This is a genomic window from Streptomyces botrytidirepellens, assembly GCF_003721215.1.
GTDB lineage: Bacteria > Actinomycetota > Actinomycetes > Streptomycetales > Streptomycetaceae > Streptomyces > Streptomyces himastatinicus.
The window spans coordinates 1-527 of the sequence record NZ_RIBZ01000338.1; the positions used below are offsets into that span (position 1 = coordinate 1).

At 80.8% G+C, this 527-nt stretch carries 1 pseudogene; it reads right to left on the reverse strand.

Features of this window, described 5'->3' with window-relative positions:
- Window positions 1–387, reverse strand: a pseudogene (locus EEJ42_RS53280) (hypothetical protein); the annotation flags it as partial.
- Window positions 388–527 lie beyond the last annotated feature (140 nt).

Here is a 527-nt window from a genome sequence, read left to right on the forward strand (position 1 = left end):
CAGCGCGCCGGGCAGCAGCCAGAGCAGCGCGAGCGCCGCCCGCACGGCCCGGGGCCGGGCCGGGGCGGTCTTCCGACGGGGCGCGTCGTCCCCACCGTCGCCGTCGCGCGGGACCCGGGCGTACAGCTCCTCGGCGAGCGAGAAGACATCGCGGTGCCGGAAGCGGGCGGCGGTGCGGTCGGTGACCCCGTGGGCCTCCAGACCGGCGGCGATCTCCAGCGGATCGACGGCCCGGGCGCACAGCTCGCGGTGGCGGTACATCAGCGCCCGCACCGGATCCACCGAGCCGCGCCGCGCCTTGGCGCCCCGCTCATGGGCCGACGCCGGGGCGCTCGGCTGTTCGCGGCGTGCCCCGGACGCGCCCGGCCGGTGGTCGGGCCCGGTCATGCGCCCTCCTCGGAGAGGGCGGCCAGGGGCTGCCGCGGCGGCGGTCGGTCCTCCGCCCAGCGGGGGGTGTGCGCGAGCCGCCGGCCCGCGGTCCAGCGGCCCGGGATGTGGGCCTCCGCCGGGCGGGCGAACGGCAGCGG